General features: G+C 43.5%; 21 protein-coding genes. 4 read left to right on the forward strand and 17 right to left on the reverse strand.

From position 1 onward, the window contains the following. Positions 1-28: 28 nt before the first annotated feature. The 14 genes from ACXQIQ_RS06180 to ACXQIQ_RS06245 all read right to left on the reverse strand — a co-directional run bounded on the left by ACXQIQ_RS06180 (position 29) and on the right by ACXQIQ_RS06245 (position 19,800). Positions 29-1,231 carry an efflux RND transporter periplasmic adaptor subunit gene (locus ACXQIQ_RS06180; RefSeq protein WP_439299642.1) on the reverse strand — a complete coding sequence of 401 codons (1,203 nt, stop codon included), beginning with the start codon at positions 1,229-1,231 and terminating at the stop codon, positions 29-31. 17 nt (positions 1,232-1,248) lie between these two features. After that, entirely contained in the window at positions 1,249-1,923 is a 675-nt protein-coding gene (locus tag ACXQIQ_RS06185; protein ID WP_439299641.1) for a hypothetical protein, read from the reverse strand. Positions 1,924-2,021: 98 nt separating this feature from the next. Further along, entirely contained in the window at positions 2,022-2,639 is a 618-nt protein-coding gene (locus ACXQIQ_RS06190) for a class I SAM-dependent DNA methyltransferase (protein ID WP_439299639.1), read from the reverse strand. A gap of 142 nt (positions 2,640-2,781) precedes the next feature. Then, positions 2,782-6,189, reverse strand: coding sequence for an AAA family ATPase (locus ACXQIQ_RS06195; RefSeq protein WP_439299638.1), 3,408 nt, complete (start codon positions 6,187-6,189; stop codon positions 2,782-2,784). A 2-nt stretch (positions 6,190-6,191) separates the two neighbouring features. Continuing rightward, a complete protein-coding gene (locus ACXQIQ_RS06200; RefSeq protein WP_439299637.1) occupies positions 6,192-7,361 on the reverse strand; it encodes an exonuclease SbcCD subunit D in 1,170 nt (389 codons plus the stop codon). Positions 7,362-7,376: 15 nt separating this feature from the next. Then, on the reverse strand, positions 7,377-11,114 hold the full coding sequence (addA, locus tag ACXQIQ_RS06205; RefSeq protein WP_439299635.1) for a helicase-exonuclease AddAB subunit AddA: 3,738 nt from the start codon (positions 11,112-11,114) through the stop codon (positions 7,377-7,379). After that, positions 11,107-14,607, reverse strand: a complete 3,501-nt coding sequence (gene addB / locus ACXQIQ_RS06210) for a helicase-exonuclease AddAB subunit AddB (protein ID WP_439299634.1) — start codon at positions 14,605-14,607, stop codon at positions 11,107-11,109. The genes addA and addB overlap by 8 nt, the downstream gene beginning before the upstream one ends. Before the next feature lie 100 nt (positions 14,608-14,707). Beyond that, the gene (locus tag ACXQIQ_RS06215; protein WP_439299633.1) at positions 14,708-15,088 is read right to left on the reverse strand and encodes a hypothetical protein; all 381 of its coding nucleotides are present in this window, start codon (positions 15,086-15,088) and stop codon (positions 14,708-14,710) included. Positions 15,089-15,102: 14 nt separating this feature from the next. Further along, positions 15,103-15,336, reverse strand: coding sequence for a WYL domain-containing protein (locus ACXQIQ_RS06220; protein WP_439299632.1), 234 nt, complete (start codon positions 15,334-15,336; stop codon positions 15,103-15,105). 290 nt (positions 15,337-15,626) lie between these two features. Continuing rightward, positions 15,627-17,255, reverse strand: a complete 1,629-nt coding sequence (abc-f, locus tag ACXQIQ_RS06225; protein ID WP_439299631.1) for a ribosomal protection-like ABC-F family protein — start codon at positions 17,253-17,255, stop codon at positions 15,627-15,629. Between the two features lie 126 nt (positions 17,256-17,381). Further along, positions 17,382-17,507, reverse strand: a complete 126-nt coding sequence (locus ACXQIQ_RS06230) for a hypothetical protein (protein ID WP_439299630.1) — start codon at positions 17,505-17,507, stop codon at positions 17,382-17,384. 72 nt (positions 17,508-17,579) lie between these two features. After that, positions 17,580-18,368, reverse strand: a complete 789-nt coding sequence (locus ACXQIQ_RS06235) for a GNAT family N-acetyltransferase (protein WP_439299629.1) — start codon at positions 18,366-18,368, stop codon at positions 17,580-17,582. A 76-nt stretch (positions 18,369-18,444) separates the two neighbouring features. Next, positions 18,445-19,257, reverse strand: a complete 813-nt coding sequence (locus ACXQIQ_RS06240; protein WP_439299628.1) for a DNA alkylation repair protein — start codon at positions 19,255-19,257, stop codon at positions 18,445-18,447. A 6-nt stretch (positions 19,258-19,263) separates the two neighbouring features. Continuing rightward, positions 19,264-19,800 carry a GNAT family N-acetyltransferase gene (locus ACXQIQ_RS06245; RefSeq protein WP_439299627.1) on the reverse strand — a complete coding sequence of 179 codons (537 nt, stop codon included), beginning with the start codon at positions 19,798-19,800 and terminating at the stop codon, positions 19,264-19,266. 83 nt (positions 19,801-19,883) lie between these two features. Between ACXQIQ_RS06245 and ACXQIQ_RS06250 the strand changes: the two genes are divergently transcribed. The 4 genes from ACXQIQ_RS06250 (at position 19,884) to ACXQIQ_RS06265 (ending at position 24,360) form a co-directional block, all read left to right on the forward strand. After that, on the forward strand, positions 19,884-20,312 hold the full coding sequence (locus ACXQIQ_RS06250; protein WP_439299626.1) for a hypothetical protein: 429 nt from the start codon (positions 19,884-19,886) through the stop codon (positions 20,310-20,312). After that, a complete protein-coding gene (locus tag ACXQIQ_RS06255; protein ID WP_439299625.1) occupies positions 20,309-20,935 on the forward strand; it encodes an O-methyltransferase in 627 nt (208 codons plus the stop codon). The genes ACXQIQ_RS06250 and ACXQIQ_RS06255 overlap by 4 nt, the downstream gene beginning before the upstream one ends. A gap of 168 nt (positions 20,936-21,103) precedes the next feature. Next, entirely contained in the window at positions 21,104-23,284 is a 2,181-nt protein-coding gene (locus ACXQIQ_RS06260) for a PAS domain S-box protein (protein WP_439299623.1), read from the forward strand. 260 nt (positions 23,285-23,544) lie between these two features. Next, on the forward strand, positions 23,545-24,360 hold the full coding sequence (locus tag ACXQIQ_RS06265) for a TerC family protein (RefSeq protein ID WP_439299622.1): 816 nt from the start codon (positions 23,545-23,547) through the stop codon (positions 24,358-24,360). 52 nt (positions 24,361-24,412) lie between these two features. Here the strand turns inward: ACXQIQ_RS06265 and ACXQIQ_RS06270 are convergent, their stop codons facing one another. From ACXQIQ_RS06270 to ACXQIQ_RS06280, 3 genes are read right to left on the reverse strand one after another with little or no spacing between them, the layout of a single operon-like run. Next, the gene (locus ACXQIQ_RS06270) at positions 24,413-24,982 is read right to left on the reverse strand and encodes a manganese catalase family protein (protein WP_439299621.1); all 570 of its coding nucleotides are present in this window, start codon (positions 24,980-24,982) and stop codon (positions 24,413-24,415) included. Between the two features lie 32 nt (positions 24,983-25,014). Beyond that, complete coding sequence (locus tag ACXQIQ_RS06275; protein WP_439299620.1) at positions 25,015-25,278, reverse strand: spore coat protein CotJB; 264 nt, start codon at positions 25,276-25,278, stop codon at positions 25,015-25,017. Further along, complete coding sequence (locus ACXQIQ_RS06280) at positions 25,259-25,504, reverse strand: spore coat associated protein CotJA (protein WP_439299618.1); 246 nt, start codon at positions 25,502-25,504, stop codon at positions 25,259-25,261. Before ACXQIQ_RS06280 ends, ACXQIQ_RS06275 begins: the two co-directional genes overlap by 20 nt. Positions 25,505-25,593 lie beyond the last annotated feature (89 nt).

Consider the following 25,593-nt stretch of genomic DNA (forward strand, 5'->3'; position numbering starts at 1 on the left):
CGTCTGCTTCTCAGCAGACGTTTTTTGTTTAGCCGTTGTTCTCGGAATCTTCATCCGTTGCAGGATCCTGCTCTTCCTCAGTCTGATCCTGCTCTTCTTTGGCCTTCTTCTCTTTTTCAATGTCGACGACTTCAATCTCCATGTCATCTACAAGTAGTCGGTTTGGAACTTTGACGATGACTTCTTCAGCTTTTAAACCTTTCGTTACTTCCAGATAGGTTTTGTTTTCAAAACCGAACGAAACCTGTCTTTTATCGATGTATCCGTTTTTCACAACCAAAACATATTGTTTCCCGTCTTCTTGGAGAATGGATTCGTGGCGAACAGCTACGGCATCTTTTACTGCGATCGGTCGGACTGTCATTTCAACAGTACTTCCAACCTGAAGAGTGGATTCACCTTCTTGTTCGACCTCAACATCGACCTGAAACTCTGAACCTTCTTGTTTCTCTTCAGCAGGTTGAATAGAAGCGATGATCCCTTTCCACTCTTTGTCCTTGGCAGATTTCAACTGTACGTCGTCACCTTCTTGTAACAAAAGAACTTCTTTCTCGGAAAGGAATGTCCGAACCATAACGTTATCTTCATTGGCGAGAACCACTAAAGGTTCTTTTGCAGAACCTCTTTCATAGGAAACCTTCTGGACGGTTCCAGAGATGGAACTTTTTACTGTCATCTCACCAGAACGAGATTCAAGCTGTTTGATTTCATCCTCTTTATTGGAAATCATACTGTCAATACGATCAGCCTGGTATTCCGCATCGGCTTCTTCCTGTTCGAGTAGTAATAAAGCCGAATCATCTCTCTCCTCTTCATCCTTAGCAGATTCCCTCAAAATTTGGTTCCCGATCAATCTCTCTCGATCTTCGTGATAATCCTTTTCAGTTTCCAATACATCAATTTCATTTTCGAGAGCAACGACTTGTTGATCATAATTTGAAGCGCTATATTGAAGGATATCCGTTCCGCTGGATATATCATCGCCTTCTTGGACAAGGATTTCCTCGAGCGTGCCTCTACTTTCGTCAAAGTAGAATTCTTCTTTTTCCTTAGGGACGACAACGCCTGTCGCTTGGATCGTCTCCTTCAAATCACGTTGTTCGATTCTCGTCACTTCATATGGCTTTTCGCTCGCAAAAATCGACTCATTCAGGATAAATAGATATGTGTTTATGATGACGAACAGGATGATCGGCAGTGCGATCAACGCTTTCTTTATGTAACCGTTCAAACTGAGAACCCCCGTTTCTAACCGTTCAAATGCAAGTGGTACATCATGTTGATTACAGATAAAATCAAGATGAATAACCCATGCAATCCAATTGTGACTGTAAGAATATATCGTTTCGACTTCAAGGACGACTCAATGAGCAGCTTAACAGTTGCATAGAGATGCCATACAAAGAAAACCGTAATCCAACCCGAGAGTGTCGTCAAAAACACATGATCTGTAATGGCTTTAACCCATGGTCCAATGCCGAACGGCGAAAGCATTTCGGTTGAACCGAATGCAAACATATATGGTAGATTAGCTGCTATTCCGATGAGAATGATCACGAACAAATAGGTTTGCAGGACATACAACCGCTTGAAACCGATATCCCGGAAAAACCCCCAAAATGCGAGAGTAGAAGAACCGATCAACAAAAACGGAAGAACAAGCCCCCCGATCGCTCCACCAATTCCAATCAAAACAGATGCTGCAAATTTCTGATCCGCTGATAAATCCATTTTCACAGCTTCAGGCATCAATAACCATTCCCCGGCACATATGTAGAACAGCAATCCGAATACGATCGAACTGCATAATAAAAGAATTAATATTCTAAGTCGGTACCCGTGTATGGTTTTCGATTCTCTTAATGTATGTAAAGTTTCATTCGGTTTGAATAAACCTCTCCAAACTTGAACATGATGCTCCAAGTTTCTTCCCCCATTTCTATCTCTCTAGCATACTGGCATATTATCTATCCTACCAGAAAAACTGGGTCGTATCATTTTTTTCCAATAATTATATTGAACTATTTTTTGGCGATGACTGCCCAATGATAGGGTCCGGTCTGCTTCCATTGAATGGACTTGAACCCGGCCTCTCTCAAATGCTTGTCCATGTTCATTACAAGAGGATAGTCCTCTGAATCATCCCAATACTGTGCAATGGTTTCTTTCGCCTGATTCCGTGCTGATTCAGATGGGAACATGATATCAACCAGCAAGAAATATCCGTCTTTTTGTAAGATCCTGAACGTTTCTTGACAAGCAGAGAGCCGATCTTCCGGGATCACCTCATGAAACGTGAAACTGGATACGACCAATTCGAAAGCTTCAAAAGCCTGATTGGTTTCATTGAACGTCCCTTGAGACAAGGTATAATCCGGATGGTTTTGCTTACATTCTTCCAACATCTTTTCAGATAGATCGATGCCGTGATATTCATCAGCGTGGAAACGCTTGATAAAGCCTCCCGTGCCGATTCCAATGTCAAGAATCGTCTTGAACCGCTTCTCTTTCAACCAATAAGAAGCTTCTTCTAGGCTAGTTTCATAACCTAGTAAAGGTCCATTGGGATTTTGGATATATTGATCGTACGATTCTGCCCATAGATCAAATAATTGTATCGTATCTGCTTTTTTGCGCATGCTATTTCCTCCAGCTCCATAATACAGTCCTGCTAAACTTCGATATTTTTTGTCAAAATCCTTGTTCAAGAGACTACAAAAATTTGGAAGAAAAATAGAATAAAAAAGGAGGGACCTACTCTTAGGTCATCCTCCTCGATGATTATAGCGTTTTGATCGAAACACTGCTCCCTTTCCCGGCAGGTGTAGCAGGTTCTACAATCAGTTTTCTCGGCAGTCTTGCTCGCAATTCCGGTACATGGGATATGACCCCGACGGATACTTGTTGCATCTGCAAACGTTCAAGTGCTGATATGACGGTATCCAACAAGGATTGATCCAGCGTACCGAATCCTTCATCCAAGAAGAAGAATTCGAGTGGATATTGTCCTTGCAATTGGATTTGTGCAGAAAGTGATAGAGCGAGCGCAAGTGAAGTGAGGAAAGTCTCCCCTCCCGAGAGTGAGGTAACGGGTCTTCTGACTCCACCATTGGCGTCATCTCGGATGACGAAACCTCCAGCTGAGTCCACTTCCAGGGCGTATCGTTGTCTCGTCAGCTCTCCTAAGCGCTGAGAAGCATCACGTGCCACTTGATGCAGTTGTTCTTCCGCGATGTATTCTACGAAACTATTCCCTCTGAACACCGCCTGTAGTTTCCCGAGTCGCTCGGAGAGCTCCTCATTCTCTAAGCGCTTTTTCTCCAACTCACCATACTTTTCGGCCCGCTTTTTCGTATCGCTCCATTCCCCTTCGAGTCTCGCCTTTTCAGATAAGGCATCCTCTTTGGCTTGCTTGGCATTCTTCAATTCAATCTGGACTGCTTCCCATTCAGATTCACTGACTTCTTTATGATTCAACAACGAGCGCAGACGGGTTTGCTCATGTGCATATTTCTGTTTTTCATTATTGAATTGTTCAATTTCCTGTTCCCATTCCTTTTGGCGTCCGGAGAGGATGAGTGCTTCTTTTACTTGTTCTTTCGTTTCAAAAGAGGTTCCATCCACCTTTTCTGTCCATCTCTCTTCCGCTTTTCTCAAGCGAGATTCTGTTTGATGGACAGTGGACTTGGCTACTTCAAGCTCTTTATCTGAATCTTGCAGATGAACGGTCGCTTCTTTGTTTCTTTTTAGAGCCGCTTCCTCTTGTTGCTTCCATTCCGCCATTTCGTTTTGCACGGCATGGATAAGATCGTCAGCTTTCTTTTCTCCACAAAGTTCGTCAATCCTATGTTGAAGCTCATTCAAGCGTTTGTTCATGGTTTGCACCTCTGATTCAGCGCTTGAAAACTCTAGCCTTTTGGTTTGGACATCTTCTGAAGTCTTCGTGATTTTTTCATCCTGCTCATAAAGGAAAGACACACTTTTATCATATCTGCTGTTCAACCCAGCGACCAATTGTTCCTGTTCATCCATCTCTTTTTGAAGCTGCTCCACCTGTTCATAAGGGATAGTCTGGTAGTTAGCCTGCCACTGCTCACTCAAATTGTGGAGCTGTGTCTCGATGTCCTTTTTCTTCTGCTCAATTTTCTCTAATTCCCTTTGTTCATTGGCAAGTGATGATTTATTTTCAAGCAACAGCTTATCATGCTCACCATAAATGGATGTGTAGTTGTTCCGCTTTTCTCTTAGTTCCAATAAATCCTGTTTGAAACCTTTCGTTTCTGTTTGGAGGAGTTTCAAGTATCGCTTAAGCTCTTCTGTCGACTGAAGTTTATTCTGGATCGGATCAAAAGAAGCAGCTGCAATCTCATCCCCTTGGATTTCATCTTTTTGCACATATTCCTGTAATGCTTCAAATAGATACTCAAGGTCCTTCTTATTGTGACTGATGGTCACCTCTTCATTTTTGACATCCGTATACAGCTGTTCCAGTTCTTCAATCAACACGGTATGATCGTGTTGATCGTTAGTGTTGGAAACAGGTTCTGGATGGTCGATCGAACCACATACTGGACATTTTTCTCCATTTTGGAGCTGTTCTGCAATCTGAGCTGATAAAGTATGAAGTTCATATTTTTGTTGTTGATCTTTGCTTTCTTTTAAAAATTGCTCAATGCCACTTTTCGCTCGTTCAATGACACGTTCATGCTCGCACACCCGGTTATAAATGATTTCTGTATGTTGAAGCAAGTACCCGAGTTTCTCTTTTGCCTTTTTCAATTGACGGTGTTGTTTCTCCGTTTCAGAGTGCAAACGGTTTATAGCGGAAACCGTCTTCTGATGTTCGCTCAGAAGTTCTTCACGAGTCTGCTTCAAGGTAATGGTGTCACGTTTGAGTGTCATCGCTTCTCTCAAGCGATTACGTTGTTCATAGGTGATGGTTTTTGCTTCAATCTCTTGTTTGATTTCAGCCTGCTTACGGATTGCTTTTTTCTTCTGTTCTTGAAGCTTATCAAGCTCTTCCGTACCGGTTTTCAACTCTTCTTGCTTTTGTTGCAGCATCTTCTGTTCGGTTTGGATTTTTTCCAACAAAGGATTTCTTTCCTGTTCGAGTTCCTTGGCTTGTTTCAATTCTTGTAGCCGTTCATACAGTTTCGGCTCATGTTCAGAACGATCTTTTTGAATGGTTTGGACTTCCCGATGAGATGATTCAACTTGAGCCTTCAACTGTTCGGTTTCTTGCTCCAATTTCGTCTTCTTCTTATTCCATTCTTTCTGTTCTCCAAGCAACTCTTCAAGCTCCTGTACATATGGATGTAGGAGATCAGCTTCTTGCGCTGTTTTCAATCTCTTTTTCAACCGTTCGATTTCAGGCTCTTGCTCGTGCAACTCGTTCAACTTCGCTTTAACGTCATTCAACTCTTCTTGCCATTTCCATATTTGACGATAATGTTCGAATTGGACTTCTTTCTTTTCAAGCTCTTTGTTCCGTATTTCTACTGCTTGCAAGGCTTGATTGAGTCGTTGTTCCAGATCCTTCAGTGTTTCGGTTGATGCTTCACCAAGTCCTTGCTGTTCGGCCACGATTTCTTTGAGAATCATATTCGTTTCTTCCACTTTGCTTTTTAAGCGCTGATTGAGAAGGTCCCCATATTGCTCTAACCGGAAAAGTCTCTGAAGCATCTGGCGTCTTTCCGCACCTTTTAGTGATAGAAATTCCGCAAACTTACCTTGAGGGAGGACAACAGCCCTGGTGAAATCCGTCAACGTTAGGCCAAGGATCTGCTCCACTTCCGCAGTCACATCACGTTCTTTATCCGCAAGAACCACATGTTCCTCATGTATGACCTCGATTAATCTGCACGTGCTCGTACGGATCGTATCGTTTTTGTGGCGTTTGAACGTTCGCTCCACTTTGTAGCATTTTGAGAAAGCAGGGTCACCTAACTCAAATGAAAAACTGACATTGAGTTGATCTTCTGCATGATTCATAATCCCTTGTATCGTGTTGGATGCTCTCTCCACTTTTCCATAGAGGGCCAGGGTAACTGCATCAAGCAGTGAGGACTTTCCGCTTCCCGTCGGACCGAAAATTCCGAATACGCCACCTTTGCACAAAGTCTGAAAATCAACATCCTGTTTTTCACGAAAACTATGTAAGCCTGCTACAGAGAGGTGTATCGGTCTCATCCTCACGCACCTCCTTCGTTCGGATCAACCAGTTCCATGAACAGCTTCACCGTTTCTTCATCAGGAGTACCACCATTCGTCTGTCGCTCATAAAACCTGGTGAACAACTCATCAATCGGTAAGTCGGACATCCTTCGTTCGGATTGCTGGACTTCTACATCTTCAAAAACGGGCCGAATGTGGATGAACCCTTCATGGGCATTTCTTAATTTATGGATCTGTTCCATACTTAACGTATCTTTCAGATGCACTTCCAGGTCGATCCAGGCATGTTCGTCCTTCTTCTCTTCAAGCCAACGATACACTTGTTCCAACCCCTGTTCCGCTTTCCACCTGACCAATGGTTTACCGCTAGAAAGATACACTTCTTTCGTAGAAGCTGCCTCTCCCGGTTTTGCATCGATCAGTGTAACGGATTTGGTCTGTCCAGCTTCTGAAAAGCTGTAGGAAAGAGGTGAACCAGAATATTTGGCAATTCCTTCTGCCCGCTTGATCGACTGGGGACGATGCAGATGTCCAAGTGCTGTATATTGGACGTTCGATGGCAGAGCATCAGCTGTCACCGTATATGCCCCGCCGACTTGTATCGGTCGTTCAGAATCTGTTTCCCTTCCACCCGCCACATAGATGTGGCTCATGGCTACATTGACTGTAGAAGAATCGAATCCTTTACATAACTCATCAAACAGTTTTTCTATCCGGATATCATAGGCGTCTCTCAACGTTTCTTCGCTGAATGATTCTGTCAGCAGCTCTTTCAACCTTGATTCAGAAGGATAAGGGAGACCTGCTACCTTCAACCGCTCGCCTGACTTAGGAACATCCAATTCTACCGGTTGGATGGTCGGATATCCGATGATGGTGATACCATGCAAGGATGCTAGAGGACCTGAGGCACTAAGACGATCCGGGTTATCATGATTACCGGCAATGATGACGATTTGACATCCCCTGTCTTTCGTCATCTTCGCCATATACTCATAAAATAATTGTTCGGCTGCTGCTGGAGGGTTCACTGTATCGAATACATCACCCGCCATGAGTACAACATCTACTTGCTCTTCCCGCACAATTTCACACAATTCCCTTAAAAATTGTTCTTGCTCTTCTAATCGGCTCCTGCCCTCCAACGTGCGGCCAAGGTGCCAATCAGCCGTATGCAGTAATCTCATACGTTTCCCCTTTCATTATGGCAATCGTAACAAATGTCCACCATCAAAAAAGTATAGATACTTCTCTTTACATGGCTTCTTCCATATTTCTTCAATTGCTTTCGCATAGAGACTCAACTGGATTTCGTATCTTTTTTCAAGTATCGGTTTTGCTTTTTCATAACTTTCAAACCGATTAGTGATTGCGTCTGTCTTATAATCCAGAAGGATGAATCCATCATCTTCTTCTATAACACAGTCCATGACACCCTGAATCAGGACGTGCTCCTCTCCCTGGCTTGTCCAATCTGAATAAGCTTGTTCAGCTGGCAATCCCAGACTGAAGGGAACTTCTCGATGGACACGGGTTGATGCCTGCATCTTTTCGCCTAGATCCGTTAGGAAGAATCGCTCAATGGATTGAATATCAATGACTTCTGCCTGGGTTGTTGTCATCAATTCCCGATTCACAAGTTTTGCGATGCTTTCTTTAATCAACTCAAAGTCAACAGGTCGATTCGCCGGAATATGTTGCATGACCATGTGCATGGCGGTACCTTTCTCAGCTGCACTTAAGGACTTGTCCTGCATGAAACTGGGTCTTTCACCGATCGTACTCCGAAGCTGCCGCACGAATGACTGATCCCCGTATTCATCCCTTGCTTCCACATTCCTTTTCAGTTCAGTCACGGATTGTTTAGACATATGCTTCTTGGAATGTTGGTACGGGTACTCCCATGAAAGTCTTCTTTCAACTTCAACCACCTCGGCTACAGGAACCTGCTCCCAATTCCTTATCTGTTCCAGGCGATTTTGCTTCTCTTCAACCTTTTCCTCATTTGTCATGACGATTTCACTTGATTGTAGAATGGACAGTCCCCATTGATTCTCATCACTTCCCACAGTCTCATAAGTCGGTGGAACAGACCCTAAGCGTTCTCTTAAGTGTCCCATACTAGGGTGACGGATGACTGCTGGTCCAATCCAATCCAAATAGGATTTAGCTGCAGCCCTTTCAAAATCAGGAAGCAACCATCCTTTACGCGAAATCATGTGCTGCCATTGTTGCAGCTGTTTATGCAAATCACGGAGCGCGCCGACTAGTACCAATTTCTCTTTCGCACGCGTCAACGCAACGTATAGAATTCTCATCTCTTCAGAAATCATTTCCATCCTGAGTCGTTTCTGGATAGCAAGCTGTGGAAGAGACGGGTAGCTGACCCGGTGTTTTGGATTCATGAATTTCGCTCCAAAACCGATTTCCTTGTGAAGTAAAAACCCTCCGCGCATGTCCATTTCGTTAAATCGTTTATTTAAATTCGCAAGAAAGACAACCGGAAACTCAAGCCCTTTACTCTTGTGAATCGTCATGATACGGACCACATCTTCCTGCTCCCCGAGGGCACGGGCAGCTCCCAGATCTTTTCCTTGATCCTTCATTCTCTCTATGAATCTTAGGAATCGGAACAAGCCTCTGAATGATGTGTTTTCATATTGACGTGCTCGATCGTACAATGCACGCAAATTCGCTTGACGTTGCTGACCACCAGGCATACCTCCAACGTAGTCATAATATCCGGTTTCTCGGTAGATCTGCCAAATCAGATCAGAAAGGTCTCCCTGTCTTGCTTTCGTTCTCCATCGTTGTAGATTTTTATAAAAGAACGCTAGCTTTTCACGAGTTGATGTTTGATCTGCAATTTCCAAATAGGAAACGACTGCTTCGTAGTAAGAGCCTTTTTTATTGGCGACTCTAACTTCAGCCATCTCTTCCCCACTTAAAGCGATGATCGGGGAACGGAGCACTGAGGCTAAGGGAATATCCTGATACGGATTATCGATCACCTGAAGCAAGGACATCATGATGGACACCTCGACGGCTTCAAAGTAACCTGTAGATAGATCCGCATACGCCGGTATGCCCTGTTTCTTAAACTCTTCTTGAATGGTCGGGGCTGCTGTAGCCGTCGAGCGTAACAGGATGACGATATCTCTGTACGTGATCGGACGGTGCTGTTTCAGTTTGGCATCGAATACCTGATACGGCGTCTGATTCTCGTTGTGACCGATCAGTTTCTTGATACGGTTTGCCATCCACCTGGCTTCCAATTGGATGGATTCCAAGTTTTCGATGTCCTCGTCATCGTCACCCCCTTCGTCACTGCGGTCAATCAAGACTAATTCTGTTCTTGCCTCTTCCGTTTCAGGAAAATCTGCTCCCAGGTGTAGTTCCGCAGCATCATCATACTCGATTTCTCCAACCGACTCATTCATGATTTGTTTGAAGATGAAATTTGTGCTGTCGATGACATCCCTGCGGCTTCGGAAATTTCTTGAAAGATCGATGCGGACCCCTTCACCGGGATCTGAACCATGAAATCTCTTGTACTTATCCAAAAAGAGGGAAGGCTCAGCCAAACGGAAACGATAGATGCTTTGTTTCACATCCCCGACCATGAACAAGTTGGAGCCATCCTCTTGTTCCTTGGTGACAAGCTGGACGATCGACTCTTGGACGAGGTTCGTATCTTGATATTCATCTACGAGAACTTCAATGAACTTATGACGATATTCTTTGGCAGCTTGTGATGGCAAAAGGACCTCTTCCGAACTGTCACTACCGGACAAGACTTCCAAGCAATAATGCTCAAGATCTGAAAAGTCGACGAGTCCCTTCTCTTTCTTAGCAGCCTGGAAACGATCAGAGAAGCGTTTGACAAGGCTTACCAACGTATTCATGACTGGGGCCAATTCACGGATATGATGGATATAGGATTCTGGACTTCTGCTGAAAAGATCTTCCTTAAGACCATCTACCTGTTTCTTCACACGATCACGTAAAGACTTGACCTGTTCTTTCAGCACTTCATCATAATCGTCCCCTTTACAAGCCTTAAGTCTAGTAAAGGAGCCTTCTTGAAATGCATCGTAAAGCTCTGACCAAGAACGCATTCCAGCCGACAAAAGATTCCGTATAAATTGTTCATCACTTTGAAGTGTTTCATAATACGGCCCTGGTCCCCCTGGAGAGAGTGCCCACTCCTTAGCCTGTTCAACCAATTCCAACATTCCTCTGAGTTGGAGCTGGACATCCTGAATCAATTCATTCGTCCAACTGAGATCTTCAAGAGTATCGACCTTTTCGCTCATCTCATATTTTTCTACCATACGATCGAGCCACACTTTAGGCCAAGGATAACTACGCGCGAAATCATAAAGACGGATGATCATTTTCTGGATTTCATCATCTGCCCGGTCATTACTGAATCGGTCGACCAGATCGAAGAAGGTTTCATTGTCTTCCTTTCCGTATTCTTCTTCCAACAACTCTTCCAAGACTTCTTGGCGGATCAATTCACCTTCCGTTTCATCAGCGATTCTGAAGTTTGGATCCAGGTCTAACTGGTAGTAATACTTTCTTAAAACTTCTATACAGAATGAATGCAGAGTCGATATCGAAGCTCGGTTCAATAGAGTGAGTTGCCTTCTCAAGTGAAGGGAACCGGGTCTCTCCTTCAGTGCTTTCTCCAATGCGACGCCAATTCTCTTACGCATTTCGGCTGCAGCTGCATTCGTGAACGTTACAATCAACAGGCGGTCAACATCGACTCCTTCTTGATCCGTCAACCGACGGATGATTCGTTCAACAAGTACCGCCGTCTTACCGGATCCTGCGGCTGCCGCAACAAGAATGTCTTCCCCTCTTGCCGTAATTGCATGCCATTGTTCATCTGTCCATTGTGCATGTTCAGGTTTAGGTATCACTTCACGCATCGAGGTCGTTCCCTCCTTTCTCTCGCATTCTCTCGAATAATTCTTCATCTTTCATGTTCTTCAATGAACGATAATTGTTTTCTTCCAATGATTGATCAAACTGACATACTGAGCGGAAAGAACAGTATGTGCAAGGTGTACGTTTTTGCATTTCATATGGAGCAATATCGATGTTTCCTTCCATGATGTCTGACCCGATGTTTCCAATCATTGATTTTACATAGGATCGGACTTCGTCAAATTGATCTTTATTCAATAAGGAAGAACCTTTTCTGAAGTTGCCATCCTTTTTCATAGCAACTGGAATGATTTCAGAATGTCCCTCAATCGTTTTATCCATAAGCTGGACAACGTCTTCATCCTCCAGTACATATCCTTTCATCTTGAACTTTTTGAACAGTTCTTTCTCGATTTCGTCGAGGGTCAACAGTTTTTTAGATGAATGAACAGGATCGTGTACATGGAAGTACAATACACCGGCTGGATCAGCATTCTTACCAAGCCAATCTTTGGAGTAGGTCAATACGACATCGAGATAGGTTAACATCTGCAAGGCAATTCCGTAGTAGACCTCTGATAGATTCAATCCTTTCTGGCTGGACTTATAATCGATGACCCTCAACAGAAGCCCGTCATCATTCATAGCGGTATCCACCCGATCGATACGACCAATGACTTCCATTGTCGTCCCGTCCTGCAATTGATATTTCAGGGGTGGTATCTTTTCATTACCTCCGAATCCGACCTCAAGTCCTACAGGTGAAAACCCACTCGCTTTTGCCTGCTCGCTCAACGCAAAGGAAGCGCGTCCTACAACATTTTTCAACTTACGCTTGATGTATTGATAACGGTTGGAGCTTAATAGGATCTGACTTTGCAGACGAGGTGCCAGCTTTTCGACCACTTCACTAGCCAATCGATCACAATCTTTAGCAGATAATTCCCTCCAGTCGATTTTTCTCTGGTGGAGGATATCTGCCACCTCTTTCAACGCAGCATGGAATAGTTGTCCGATGTCCGGTGCTTCCAACCGGTACATCTGCCTTTCCTCGAGGTTCAGACCATAACTTGCAAAATGGGAGAATGGACAAGATTGATGCTTTTCCATCCTTGATACACTTGCTTTCAAACTTTCACCATATAAATCCTTACTCGTTTCCTTTTTCAAGCGATCGGTTCTGTTTTCATAGAAGAGACTGTGAATGGTCCTTCTGGCAGGGGATGACCAATTTCCGTCGATTACGAACCAGTTATACACATTCCACCATTCATTTGCTAGCGGATAGCCCCTTTGCCATTGGCGCAGCTGAGCAGTCAAAAAGGACAAAGTTCTTCCTGGTCTTCCGATAAACCGGACCGTTTCTTCTTCACTTTCATTCGGTTCCTGCATGATGAACCGTTCCTGTTGTTCAGGATACATCTCTTTAATCTGATTGATCAGAATGGAAGGGACAAGCGACTTCCCTTCTTCATCTGCTAATGGATAAGAAACGAATAGATGATCGGATGCACTCGATAATGCCATGTATATCAAAAAGTTTTCATCCAATAGATTTTCACGTGCAGTCGGTGCCATCTCGATTCCAAGAGATTGCAAGGCTTCTCGATCATCCTCTGATAGAATGCCATCTTCACTTGGCTTCGCAGGCAAAACCCCATCATTCACGCCCAGTATGAAACTGCATTTCACTTGATAAAATCTGGATCGATCCAAGCTACCGATCAACACTTGATCAATAGATGGAGGCACGAGTGCAAACCTCATCGACTCAAGACCGGTATCAAGCATTTTATTGAATAGTTCCAGACTTAACGGCTCGTCGCCGACGATTTCTACCATCTGTTCCATCAAGTCGATGACTGCCTGCCAGACTTGATCATGTTCACGTGCAAGGCTTAATTCGCCTGCCTCTTCAGCTTTATAACGCCAGTTTTCTAGCTTTGCTGGAACCTGTAAATGTTCTAAATATAGATAGAGCGCCTCACATAACTCACGCCCATTTCGAGCTGCTTTCAGATCTCGCTGCAATCTTGCTAATGGTCCTGATATCATGTGTCTGGCAGCATTGATCTTTGTCTGCTTTTCTCTTTCTTCATCCGTCTGGTTGCCGAAGCTAGCATCCAATGATCTGAATTTCCGATAAGTCCAATCTTCCTGACTGCACCATCTCTTTTTCCCATGGACTCCATGGGCAAGCACATAGTTTTCCAGTAAATCAACTTGTTCTCTCAGCTGTTGGGTTGTCCACAGATCATGATCGAACAGCAAATCCGTCTTCACACACCTGAATACTGCGTCATATCGCCAGTTTTGTAGTATGACGTCAAGGCTCGAGCGTATACATTCGATGACAGGATGATGGAGCATGGATCGCTTTTGATCCAAGAAATAAGGAATCTCGTAATCTTCCAATAACGTGTTCAATAAATCGGAGTATGTAGATGGATCTCTTACAAGTATTGCAATATCCCTGTATCGATAGCCTTGATTGAAAACAAGGTCCTGGATGTCCCGCGCAATGCCTTCCACTTCTGCCCTTCGGTTCACTGCACCACTGATCTGAATGTTGCTCTCCCCATAGTAAGGAACAACAGGTCTTTCATGAAAATAATTCTCCAGGTGGCGAATGGATGGAGAAGACTCGAAGCGTGGACTCTGCCCCAGATAATGAATGGGTTCCATCTCAATACCTTCTTCTTGAGCAATGGCACTCACCTTTTGGTAGGTCGTACTGGTCATTCTAAATAAGTCCAAATCAGACGCTACATGATCACTCGGTTCATCCATCGTCAATGTTACCGTCGTTCTACTTGCCTTTTTCATCAAAGCACGTAAAGCGCCCAACTCTTGGGGTGTATAACTATGGAATCCATCAATCCAGACTTCACAGTCATCAAAAAATGATGAGTCTGGCATTCTTTCTTCTAGCAAACGCAGATAATCTTCCGAGTCTACGTATTTGTCTGCCAACATTTCTTCCAGTTCGTGATAGATGATATGTAAGTCGTGAAGTTTATCCTTCAGCAGGTTGCGATCTTCTGTTTCTTCGAGAAGCTTTTCTTCCAACTTTTCCAGATCATCTGAACCAAGACAATATCTTTTGAACTCCTTCACCATCTCTTCCAGCAGTTCATAGAATCCACTTTGCTCAGATGATTTCTGGAATAGGATCAAATCATTTCTATGTTTTTCAACCACTTTCCTGAGGAGCATGTTCATTCCTGTCGAGGTGAGATGGTATCGTGTCAATCCACCTGCCTCTTGGAGGACTTTAAGGGCTAAGCGTGAAAAACTAAACACCTGTGCTCGTATCATTCCGCCTAATCCAGGTGTTTTCACTAATTCATATTCCATTTGAAATGTCATTTGATCTGGTACAAGCATGACAATCGGTTTTCCGCTCGGTACATTATGTAATTCGTCTCTTATTTCATTCAAACAGTTGGTCGTCTTTCCACTACCCGACCTGCCTAACATGAATCGGAGCGTCATGAATATTCCCCTTTCCGTATCAACGAGAATCGTATCATTTATTATCTCATTTTTTCAGGTGAATTTGTAGGAAATACCTTCTGGCAAGTATTGAAAAAAACTATAAAGCGTTCGATGGACGCCTTCTCCATGGAAGTCCCAGAAATAAACGTTGGAGAGTTAACTCAGCTTGGTTTCGAAGGTGGAAGTTGGAGTACTTGATGACTTCGTCGTATCCTCTTACGATGACATGGTATTCAGAGGTATCTTCATAAACACGGTGAAAGGATACTTTAATATTCTTTGCACGCATCTCTTTCCTGATTTGATGGAGCTCTTGAGTGATTTCCCTCATTTTTTCCTCAATCCAAAGAATGTACGGTTGGGTGAATTTGAAAGGAGCCCGCTGGAAGATTTGTAAATCGCGATTGAGGATCGTCAACAACATGGGGTACAGGATGAACCGATCGATGAGGAGACTCTCTTCTTTCGTTGCGTACATGGTTCGCTCACTCCTTAACCGGCATGATTATTCGATTGATTACGTCGATATGGAAGGATTCTACATGAAAGTACACGATCGATTTGAAAAGTTCGTGTTTGTTTCCGTAACGAACAGAATGCGGTCATCGTCGTATCAGTCATGGATGAAATCCAGATGACACGTTGAGTAATTGATTCATCGTTTGCCAGATACACGATTTCGATCGGCTTGTTCTGCTCGTAAGCACGGACCAACATACGTTTCATGTGAGCACTCCTCCTTTTTTATCATTATATACGAACAAACGTTCTATATGCAACGGAATTTGATTGGTAAATTTTACATTTCTATTGATTTCATCGAAATCACTCCCTTTCCGCACTTGCACAGGAGGTGCTGGCTTCGATGTTCACCACAGGACGTGGTGGTTTTTAGTCGAAGATCCTTATTGAAGGCCTGGCTCGCTGTTCCCGCAGGAGTGTCGTGAATTTCGTTAGAAATCAATTTGAAAGCATAAAGAAAAAGCTGACGTTCATCCGCCAGCTTTTCCAATCGTCTAGTTCTGTAGTTGTTCTCTTTTCGTCTTTGCATCACTGTAGTTCCCGATATAGCTCCTGATGTTCCCATCCTCGATCCAAAACGTCCGTTCAATCAATTTATTCAAGAAGTAACGGTCGTGGGAAACAACGAGTAAAGTTCCTTTAAAACCTTCCAGCGCTTCTTCCAATGCTTCTCTTGAATCAATATCCAAATGGTTCGTCGGCTCATCGAGCAAGAGCAAGTTGTAGTTCTCCGTCATCATCTGGGCTAGACGTAACCGCGTCCGTTCCCCTCCACTTAAGCTCTCAACCTTTTGGAAGACTTCCTTCCCGAAGAATAGAAAGCGACTCAGTTGATAACGCGCTTCCCCTTCGTCTACTCGTGCGACATCACGATATGCATCGAGCACTGTCCAGCCCTCGTATCCAATCAATCCTTTTTGTGATAGATAGCCTATTTTCACAGATGCACCGATTTTCACTTCGCCTTCTTCGGGGGTTATTTCACCAAGAATCAATCTCATTATGGTCGATTTCCCGACTCCGTTTTTTCCGATGATGGCGGCACGTTCTTGATACTGAAGCAAGAGGTCGATGTTTGAAAACAATATCCGTTCGCCCATCTTCTTTTCAACCTGAAGGAATTGGACGACATCTTTCCCACTCCTTTTGGCAGATGTAAAGCCAAGATCTGCTGTGCGCCTTTCAAGCTTGGGACGATCGATCTTATTCATCCTTTCCAAGGCGCGTTCCATATTTCGGGCACGTTTATGCATTTTAGGGTTATCGGCACGAGTCGCCCAGTCTCGCATCCGCTTGATCGCTTCCTTCATTTTCTTGATTTTCTTTTGCTGATCTTGATAGGCTTGGAATTCTAGCATCAAACGCTTTTCTTTTTCTTTTACGAACGCAGAATAATTCCCTTTGTATTCTTCGAGTACCCCAGAATCGATTTCCACCGTTTTAGTTGCGACGGCATCAAGGAAATAACGATCATGGGAGATGATGACGACAGCCCCCTGATAATTCCGGATATACTCTTCCAACCAGTCCAAAGCTTCCATGTCCAGATGGTTGGTCGGTTCATCCAATAACAGCAAGTCCGGCTCCTCAAGCAGTATCGCAGCAAGACCGACTTTCGTCTGCTCTCCTCCACTGAGCGAGGAGAATTCATGGTCACTCAAGTGCTCGAGACCAAGACCTTGCATGACGCCTTTGATCTTGGAGTCGATCGCGTATCCATTTAGTTCCTCCAACTTGTCTTGAAGTTTTCCGAATTGCTTGAAGTGCTTCTCCAGCTTATGTTGTTCATCTGGGTCAGCCATCTTTTCGGTCACTTGCTTCAATTGTTTTTCGATTTCATAGACTTCTTCAAAAGATTGTTTCAACATTCCTTCAACGGTGATGCCGGGCTCCGCAATCGGAATCTGATCCAACATTCCAGTCGTTATGTCCTTTTTATAAGAAAGATTACCAGCTTCAATCGTTTCCAACCCTGCAATGCATTTCAGGAAAGTCGATTTTCCCGCTCCATTCGGACCGATTAGTGCAAGGCGGTCTTTATCATGAATTTGAAGTGAAAGGTCCTGGAAAATCCAAGTACCTGCATACATTTTGCTGATTTCGTTGATAGATGCTACGATCATGAGATTAATCTCCTTTGTTTAGTAAAGTGGATGTACTTCTGAAAAAAACACAAAAAAACCATGAGCAAGCTATACCTGCCCATGGTTTCCGTTCTACATATATAAGGAATCCGGATAAGGTTATGCTTACGTCTTATTACGTTTCTCATATGAAAAATTGGACAGACTTCTCCCGTCGAACGCAAATTCATGCGTTTGAGAGCGTACTTCGACTGTCAGCCAATCCATCACTGGAAACGTAACTGTAAGCATTACCTTACACCTCCTAATTTCAAATCGTCTCTACTTGAATATTACCTGAAAAATCCAACAACTTCAAGAGCGTTATACCGCTTTATGCCACATCGTCCATTTGCCGATATCCATGAAGCCTATTCTTTTGTAGATAGAACCCGCTGCCGGGTTATCATAGAATAAGCAAAGCGTTTTGCCTTCCTTTAACACATCTTCGCATAAAGCACTCAGGCATTTGGATGCGAGACCTTGCTTACGATATTCAGTATCTGTACAAACCCCGACGATCATCGCAGATACAGAATTTTCTGCTGTCGTGGAAACACTTGCAATTGCCTTGTCTTTTTCTTTCATGAAATACGTGCGTCCACTTTTCGTTTCAATGGTATGAACCATGCTTTCCCTTGTAGCGCTGGATTCCCTGAATTCTTCTATACTCCCTCTTAAGGTGAAGACTGCATCCACGTCCTCTACAGTTGCCACACGAATGTCGAGTCGCTCTTTCGTTTCCTCCAATAAATTTGAATCGAGCAGTTCGGCAAAATGCATGCTCCGCTTCTTACCCGCCGGGATGTACGCATCAAACTGTTGAATGATTTCTTCCTTACCGGATAGGATTTGAAAGTGATCATCGTTCAAAATGATCTCCGCAAATCCTTTTACATCAAATGAGCCTTTTGCATAAGGAAGAAAGTTCTCTTTGTAGCGTAGAAGAACAGCAATGAGTTCTTCGTCTTTCCATTCTCCCCAAATCTGTTGGAAGTCTGTATCATAACCGAAGTTTTCCAAATCCCCTATGATGAATAGGTTCATTGCCCGTTCTTCGGTCAACAGTTCCATCACTTTTGTGTGATCCTTCTCTGTCAGTTTTCGGATCATCTCTCCCAGTCCCCTCCAAAATGTATTAAGACCATTTTACAGATCAGGAAAAATCATGCAACCCTTTTATGGAAATTTATTTTGGAGCAGCGGAAGTTGCTTTTTCTAAATTCCTTCTCGCTTTCTTTACTGCTCTTTGAATCAATTTGCTTTCGTCATCCTCCAGTTTCTTCAATAGTTCTTCTCCTTCTTCATAGAACGTTCGTGAAGACGCCGATGTGAAGACGTTTGCAACATTCCAGCGTACATTTTCATCCTCAGCATCTACAATTCGGAACAGCCACGGAACGACTGCTTGAGGATATCGCTTCAACAAGGCATCACCAATCGCGAATGCTCCCAGATTTTTCTTCACATATGTAGAGCCATCGGACATGAGAGGTTCCAACAAGTGTAACAACTTATGTGCGTAAGATTCATCCAACGTCTTACTCGCATACATGACAGCAAGGACGACAGCTCTTCGTATATTTTCGGAGTCATCGACCTTCCATTCGGATAAGACGGGATAAAAATCTTCAAAGTGAAGAGCTAAAATCTCTCCACATCCTCCGGCTGCCCATTCTCTTACTTCCCAATTCTCATCATCCGCAATATCGTACATCAAGCGGATACAGAGACTCTCATCCTGATCATACAGATGAGGGATCAAATGGGCTGCTACTTCTTTGGCAGATGGGCTTTTGTGCTCCGCAAAAAAAGTTGTCACTTCGCAAAGTAAATCTAGTTCCTCTTTCAACAATTTCTCAATTGCCTTGATCGCCTTTCTCTTCACTTGAGCAGGTGCTGTACCTGCGTGACTTGTTTTTTCCTTCTCCAATTGAGCAACAGCTTCGTTCCACTGTTTTTCTATCATCATTCGCTCAAAATCTTCTCTCCAGCTTGTCAACAACCTTCATCCCTTTCTCTTTTCGATTAACAAGCAATCCTCTTTAATCCCTTCATGCAGTTCATGCTCCACCAGGATCTTAACAGGAATGAATCCACATTTTTCATAACAATGTATGGCTCTTTTATTCCGTAGTTGTGGATCCATCGCGATGATCTCAGCTTCTTTTTCTTCAAAGAGGTATTGTACGACCGCAAGGATCATTTTAGTGCCAATGCCTTTATCCTGTTCGCTTGTTTCCCCTATAAATTGGTCCATTCCGAAAATCTTCTCTGTTTTTTTATAACCGTAAACCCTTTTCTCTTCATCAGATAAAGGGTAATATTGAACATAACCAATTTCATTTCCATCCAGGAGTATGATATTTCGTTTCACACGCTCATTCGACTTCGAGAAGAAGTGTTCTTTCACTTTCCCAATCTCGTGTGGTTGATCTCTGCCTTCATACCACTTCAATATTTCTGGATCATTTAACCATTTCACCAAGTATGGCGAGTCTTCTTCTACTAAAGTTCGAATCAATAGATTGCCAGATACGATCATCCATTTGCCTCCCGGAAAACTCCCCAATCAGATCATTTATAACGAACATTGTATGGATTGAATGATAAATGGAGGTTCTACATATGCAAAACCAGTCAACGTTGAGGTATTTTCTTTATTTGTTGTTATACGGAGCCATTCTCCTGAGCGGGTTCAATATAGAATCCAGATTGCACGTACAAGCTGAACAAAATTTCTTGCTGACGCCCGTTTTCTATTACTCAATCCTATTTCCGACCTTATTCGGTGCGTTGATGGCGATACCATTCAGTAAGTTATCGTTCCGAAACAGAAGTACATGGTCCTACAATTGGCGTAAATGCCTTGTGTTCGGGATTCCTTCTCTATTCGTGCTGCTATTTCCTGCTTATTACTTCACCCTGCTTTCCTGGGGAGACTTCATGGGATTTGCCAATATCCTTTTCGGGAACGAGAGATTGCACTTTTTCTCAGGAATCGTGTTGGGCTTTAGTATCATTTATAGTGTAGAAGAAAAGGAGGAAAATCAATGAAACTTGAAACCTATATCCAAACGTTGTTCACTTCACAAGATGCGGATTATGAAAGAATCAATCAAATCATGATTGACACGGGGATGCCAACGATCTCAGTGTCTCCCGAAACGGGAAAACTACTAACGTTGCTCGTGAAAATATCAGGTGCTAAAAACTTGCTTGAAGTTGGAGCTCTTGGTGGGTACAGCGGAATCTGTCTTCTTAGAGGAAATGAAGATGCCAAGTTAGTTTCTTTAGAATTGGAACAAGTATACGCCAATGTTGCAAAGAGAAATGTAGAGGAGGCTGGTTTTGAAAATAAGGTATCTTACAAAGTCGGTCCTGCCATCGATTCCTTAAACGAATTAAAAGATCAGGCTGATACGTATGATTTCTTCTTTATCGATGCAGATAAAGCAAATTATTCCCATTACTTGGACCTATGTATCCAACTCGCACGTTCAGGTGCGATCATCGCTGCCGACAACACGTTATGGGACGGCAAAGTATTGGAAGAGCATACGACGGACGAAGACACACTTGCCTTACAAAAATACAACGATCAGGTCGCTCGTCATCCTCGGTTAGAAAGCATTCTCATACCGATTGGGGACGGACTGACCGTAGCAAGGGTCAAATAGAATGGATCAGTGCAATGCAGACATGTCTGCATTGCTTTTTTTGTAATCGAGCTTACAGAATGACAGCTTTCGCCCAAATTATTTTTAAATCTACAATATTTTTGGAGGAAAACCCGACCCTTTATTGAAATTTAAAAACAATAGACTTTTTTCAAAGGGGGGACATTTGTGGGTACACCACTCGGGGACATCGTTACAAAAGAATATCTCCAAAACATCATTAAAAATATGAACGCAATCGTGTTCATTTTCCATAAAAATGAGGAAGGTCAATTCGTCCATACTTTTTGTGAAGGGCGGATCCTTGAGAAGATGAATTTACCAACAAAAGAGGTTATCGGTCATCGTCTAGAGGATTTCATGTCAGAAGAATCCGCTGCTGAAAAACACGAGATGTATGAACGTGCTTGGAATGGTGAAACCCTCTCCTATGAGGGTGTTGCTCGAACTGTACATTACATCGTCAACTTAAGCCCTGTCTACAAAGATGAAAAAGTCGTAGAAGTGATCGGTACGCTTGTCGATATCAAAGATCGAATCGAAAAAGAACATAAGTTGATGACGAATGAACAGCACTTCAAATCCTTCTTCACCTACAACCCTGACCCTATTTTCTCTCTGGACATTAATGGTTACTTCACCAGCGTCAATTCAGCAGGGGAAAAATTGACCGGGCATTCTGAAGAGCAGATGATGCAACGTACATTCATCCCCTACATAACGGAAGATCACCAGATGAATGTATTAGAGTACTTTCAACGTGTCATAAGGGGAGAATCCCTTACCTTTCGTTGCGCAATCCTTAACACGAAGAATGAACGACGAGAACTTAGGGTCACAGCTGTCCCTACTGTTGTAAACGGTGAAATAACTGGCGTATACGGAACCGCAAGGGACATCACCGAACAACTGAGGGACCGCGCGGCACTGGAGTTAAGTGAACAACGTCACAGGATTTTAGTCGAACACTCTCCAATTGCAATTGCGGTACATGTCGACGGGGTTTTGAAATACGTGAATCCAGCCTTTGTTTCGTTATTTAATGCGGATCACAAGTATGACTTAATTGGATTATCCAAATGGGAACTGATACCAACAGATTACCATGACTATATCTCGACTTTGGAAGAGACATTAGAATTCATGGAGTTCGGTTATCGTCGACGAGAGAGTAAGATTCGTCGATTGGATGGGATGATTCTAGATGTTGAAGTGACTGCTATGCCCATATCGTTCGAAGGCGAAAAAAGCGTATTGGTCATGTTATCGAATATCAGCGAACGGAAAAAAGTCGAACAGGAAATTGAAAAAATCCATCGGCAAAATGAATTGATCTTGAATACAGCCGGAGACGGAATATTAAGCATCTCAGCTGAAATGTCGATCGACTTCGCGAATGATGCTGCACTCGGTCTTCTAGGTTGGACACGATCTGAACTCATCGGCCAGAACGTGTCGGTGTTATTCTCATCTTCAGAGCTAATGGGCAAATTCAACGTAACCGAGCAGAGTCAATCCATTTATAAAGAACGGAATATCCAAATCATGCTGAAAAATGGGGGTTATATTGTAGCAGATATCACCATTACACCGATCCTTGAAGATGCTGAACGTATCGGAACGGTCCTAGTAATTAAGGACGTCACTCAACAGCAGAAGCTGGATGAACTGATGATTCGTTCAGACAAGTTATCGGTCCTTGGCGAATTGGCGGCAGGAATCGCACACGAAATCAGGAATCCTTTGACCTCACTGAAAGGTTTCATTCAATTGATCCAGTCCGTCACGGAAAACAAGTATGAGGATTACTGCAACATCATGTTAGATGAACTTGAACGAGTTAACGCGATCGTAGGAGAATTTTTGATGTTGGCAAAACCTCAACATGCTGCTCTATCATTACAAAGTCCCATTCAACTGATGAAGGATGTCGTTTCCTTTTTGAAATCAGAAGCGCTTTTGAACAAAGTCGACCTACATGAAGATTACATCGAGGAAGATGTCTACCTGATCGGTGAAGGCAGTCAGCTGAAGCAAGTGTTCATCAACTTGCTGAAAAATGCGATTGAATCCATGGAATCTGGGGGGAACATCCACATTAGAGCAATGAAACAGAATGATAGCCGCTTGCAAATCACCATCCAAGACGAGGGATGCGGGATTGAGGCAAACCGGCTCCCTACTCTCGGTCAACCTTTCTACACAACGAAGGAACGAGGGACAGGTTTGGGGCTCATGATTTGCTACAAAATCATTGAAAATCATCAAGGAAAACTTACGTTCAGCAGTGAAATCAATGTCGGGACAACGGTTGATATCATCCTGCCGATTGAAGATCCTGAGGTTTAAAATCCTTTCGATTGGGTATCTGTAAAGGTGACTGACAAAATTGACATCAGGCTCGTTTCTATATATCACTGCCATAGAATTACAAAGGGGAGTAGCTTTAACGGTCATGTCGTCATTTCAGAGGTCTTCCTCTCGGCATGATCGGCAACTCTACGTTGTTAGCAAGACCTTTGCCTCTCATGGTAAGGTCTTTTTTGTTTATGAAGACTGGGACCATTGGAGGGATTCGAGTCTTTTTCCATATTGAAAGGAGTAATCTTATGGATTCACTATGGTTGGAGTATGCTTGGACCTTACTCATTCTGATTGGTCTTGAAGGCCTACTTTCTGCTGACAACGCCCTCGTAATGGCTGTAATGGTCAAACATCTACCGAAAGAACAACGAAAGAAAGCTTTGTTTTATGGAATACTAGGTGCTTTCGTCTTCCGATTCGCTGCACTGTTTGCAATCACATTCCTGGTGAATGTTTGGCAGGTGCAGGCCATCGGTGCTGCCTATTTGATTTATATCGGAGTCAAACATATCTACAAACAACGGAAGAAAAATCAACAGGAAGATGATGATGAAGCTGCAAAAGCGGGACAGATGGTCGGCAAAAAAGGCTTTTGGAAAACGGTCATCCAAGTCGAGCTTGCCGATATCGCATTCGCAGTTGACTCGATTCTCGCTGCCGTTGCATTAGCGATCGCCCTACCTGAAACCCCACTACCGAAAATCGGAGGTATGGATGGCGGACAATTTGCCGTCATATTCCTCGGTGGTTTGATTGGATTGCTGTTGATCCGAACGGCCGCCACGTATATTTCCAAAGTGCTGAAACAACGTCCAGGGCTTGAAACCGCGGCTTATCTTATTGTCATTTGGGTAGGTGTAAAACTCATCATCCACACGATTGCACATCCGAAAGTCGGCTGGATTGACGAACACTTCACTCATAGCATCGGTTGGAAATTGACATTCTACGGTATACTGCTTGCGATCGCGATTGGCGGATGGTTTTTATCTGGACAACAAAAAGAGGCAGAAAACCAAGGCAGCAAGAATTCCTCCAAGCACGAACCAGAAAATGCATAATCATTGAAAAGGGAAGACTCCAGTGTGAGCCTTCCCTTTTGATATTTATCGTTCAGAATATCTTCTTCCGATCCCGCTCTTCTTTTAAAATCTCAACAGCTTCCCTGAATCGTTGAGAATGGATGATTTCCCGTTCTCTTAAAAAACTCAAGCTATCATTCAAATCCGGATCGTCACTCATGTTGATGATCCACTGATAGGTGGCACGAGCCTTTTCTTCAGCTGCGATATCTTCATACAGATCGGCTATCGGATCTCCTTTTGCTGCAATATAGCTCGCTGTCCATGGAACACCGGCAGCATTACTATAGAATAAAGCACCATCATGGTTTGCATAATGCTCCCCTAAGCCAGCTTCCTTCATTTCTTCTGGAGTTGCGTCTTTTGTCAGCTTATAAATCATCGTCGCAATCATCTCTAAATGAGCGAATTCCTCGGTCCCTATATCTGTCAGTAATCCGACGACTTTATCAGGTATCGTATATCTTTGATTCAAATATCGTAAAGCAGCAGCCAGCTCCCCATCAGCCCCGCCGTACTGCTCGACCAGATACTTCGCCAATCGAGGGTCACACTTACTGACTTTGACAGGGTATTGCAGCTTTTTTTCATAAACCCACATGTCCCTTCAATACCTCCTCCTCATTGAAAATTCTACATCTGCCATGGCCACGGAGGTTTGTTCCAGTTCCATGGATAGCCGGAATAACTATGTCCATACTGTGTGAGCGGTCCATATTTCTGTTCGATTTGCTGCCTGAGCACCATACTTTTCTGAGAGTAATCATTGAACTGTTTAATTGCCTGATAGTCTTCAGGATGTGTATCCAGGTATAACGTCAATTCCACCAACACAAAGTCGACCTGTTGAAGCTGCTCCATCCAATTGTAAAATTCCTCAGGCATCCGCTCCGTCATTCTCTGAATCCTCCTCCCGATGTTTGTACGGATTGCTGTATGGGGCAAACAACGCTGGCCATAACGTTCCTTTTTTCAGTGCCGTGCACGGATCAAACTGTTGCAGACCATACGGCTGATAGCCCATGTAAAGGTTCGGAGGTGTTTCATAATATTTCACACGGATCGGGCGGCAAGGATCACAGGGTCCGATATAGGGGCGATACGATTTCCTATAGCTGTTCATACTCAAGAAGCCTCCCTATAAAAAACGAAGTCACTCTCATCCTATTCATGAAAAACTGTGATTAGAAGGCATGCAAAAAGAGCAGCCTC

Source organism: Pseudalkalibacillus sp. Hm43, from assembly GCF_054170705.1.

What these genes read in the sequence shown, in the direction of transcription:
- abc-f (WP_439299631.1), bottom strand. Translation starts at nt 17,255, where the DNA reads ATGATCGTAGCATCTATCAACGAAATCAGCAAAATGTATGCAGGTACT.
- ACXQIQ_RS06250 (WP_439299626.1), top strand. Translation starts at nt 19,884, where the DNA reads ATGCAAAACCAGTCAACGTTGAGGTATTTTCTTTATTTGTTGTTATAC.
- ACXQIQ_RS06220 (WP_439299632.1), bottom strand. Translation starts at nt 15,336, where the DNA reads ATGAAACGTATGTTGGTCCGTGCTTACGAGCAGAACAAGCCGATCGAA.
- ACXQIQ_RS06280 (WP_439299618.1), bottom strand. Translation starts at nt 25,504, where the DNA reads ATGAACAGCTATAGGAAATCGTATCGCCCCTATATCGGACCCTGTGAT.
- addB (WP_439299634.1), bottom strand. Translation starts at nt 14,607, where the DNA reads ATGACGCTCCGATTCATGTTAGGCAGGTCGGGTAGTGGAAAGACGACC.
- ACXQIQ_RS06270 (WP_439299621.1), bottom strand. Translation starts at nt 24,982, where the DNA reads ATGTGGGTTTATGAAAAAAAGCTGCAATACCCTGTCAAAGTCAGTAAG.
- ACXQIQ_RS06230 (WP_439299630.1), bottom strand. Translation starts at nt 17,507, where the DNA reads ATGCTTACAGTTACGTTTCCAGTGATGGATTGGCTGACAGTCGAAGTA.
- ACXQIQ_RS06245 (WP_439299627.1), bottom strand. Translation starts at nt 19,800, where the DNA reads ATGATCGTATCTGGCAATCTATTGATTCGAACTTTAGTAGAAGAAGAC.
- ACXQIQ_RS06195 (WP_439299638.1), bottom strand. Translation starts at nt 6,189, where the DNA reads ATGAGACCGATACACCTCTCTGTAGCAGGCTTACATAGTTTTCGTGAA.
- addA (WP_439299635.1), bottom strand. Translation starts at nt 11,114, where the DNA reads ATGCGTGAAGTGATACCTAAACCTGAACATGCACAATGGACAGATGAA.
- ACXQIQ_RS06190 (WP_439299639.1), bottom strand. Translation starts at nt 2,639, where the DNA reads ATGCGCAAAAAAGCAGATACGATACAATTATTTGATCTATGGGCAGAA.
- ACXQIQ_RS06200 (WP_439299637.1), bottom strand. Translation starts at nt 7,361, where the DNA reads ATGAGATTACTGCATACGGCTGATTGGCACCTTGGCCGCACGTTGGAG.
- ACXQIQ_RS06235 (WP_439299629.1), bottom strand. Translation starts at nt 18,368, where the DNA reads ATGATCCGAAAACTGACAGAGAAGGATCACACAAAAGTGATGGAACTG.
- ACXQIQ_RS06265 (WP_439299622.1), top strand. Translation starts at nt 23,545, where the DNA reads ATGGATTCACTATGGTTGGAGTATGCTTGGACCTTACTCATTCTGATT.
- ACXQIQ_RS06215 (WP_439299633.1), bottom strand. Translation starts at nt 15,088, where the DNA reads ATGTACGCAACGAAAGAAGAGAGTCTCCTCATCGATCGGTTCATCCTG.
- ACXQIQ_RS06255 (WP_439299625.1), top strand. Translation starts at nt 20,309, where the DNA reads ATGAAACTTGAAACCTATATCCAAACGTTGTTCACTTCACAAGATGCG.
- ACXQIQ_RS06275 (WP_439299620.1), bottom strand. Translation starts at nt 25,278, where the DNA reads ATGACGGAGCGGATGCCTGAGGAATTTTACAATTGGATGGAGCAGCTT.